Source organism: Klebsiella sp. D5A, assembly GCF_001620885.1.
Taxonomy (GTDB): Bacteria; Pseudomonadota; Gammaproteobacteria; order Enterobacterales; family Enterobacteriaceae; genus Klebsiella; species Klebsiella variicola.
This window is the reverse complement of sequence record NZ_LOAR01000046.1, coordinates 1-827: the sequence shown is the minus strand read 5'-3', so window position 1 is coordinate 827 and position 827 is coordinate 1. Positions and strand designations below refer to the sequence as shown.

General features: G+C 55.4%; 1 protein-coding gene. It reads left to right on the top strand.

What is annotated here, in order from left to right; translation table 11 throughout:
• A partial coding sequence (locus tag AS136_RS25925) for a tail fiber domain-containing protein (protein ID WP_148718848.1) occupies positions 1–827 on the top strand: 827 nt, incomplete at both ends.

Genomic DNA, 827 nt, shown 5'->3' with positions numbered 1-827 from the left:
TGGCTCTGCTCAAAAAACAGGGGCAAGGCGGGACAATTGCCGTTGGCTCGGGAACACCGTTCAGGGTTCAGCGTTCAAGAGCGACCACTGTGTCACCGTCAGATACCTTTGATGACATCCTCGTTATTGGGACCGATAACCAGACGACTTTGCCCGGTGGGTTATCAGCTGGCGGCAACATCGATAACACGTCAAAGGGGAAGGTTCTGACGCAGGCGATCGAGCTGTCAATGAGCACGCCTTACATTGACTTCCACTACAACGGCAGCAGTGCGGATTATACCGCTCGCCTTATCCACGACAGGCAGAACCGCCTGAACGCGCAGGTACAAAGTTTTTGGGTAACGGACGGGAGGATCACAGCATCATCGACCATGCCAGCAAACCCAGCCATCGGAACGCAACTGACCTCCAGTCCGGTACGCTCATTGATGGCCGGGCGCGGGGCCTATGGTGACGTGGACGGCGCTTATGTACAGATGTACATGGAAGAGCAGGTCGGGACTGAGCACCGGCTTGTGCTGTACGCGGATGGGTTCGGACGTACTGACGCATGGATTTTCCGGGCTGGCGGCACGATTTCCACCGGTAAGGGTGACGTCCTGACCACCGGCTCAGATTTACGACTGAAAGAGGATTTTACTGAATCGCAGGAAGGGGCCTCCAGGCGCATTAATGCGCTCGGGGTATGCGAGTTCAATATGAAGGGCGAAACACGCAGGAGGCGTGGGTTTATAGCCCAGCAAGCTGAGAAAGTTGATGACCTGTATACCTTCCCCGGCATCGAGCAGGAGATCGATGGTGAAAAATTCAGGGTGATGAATGTG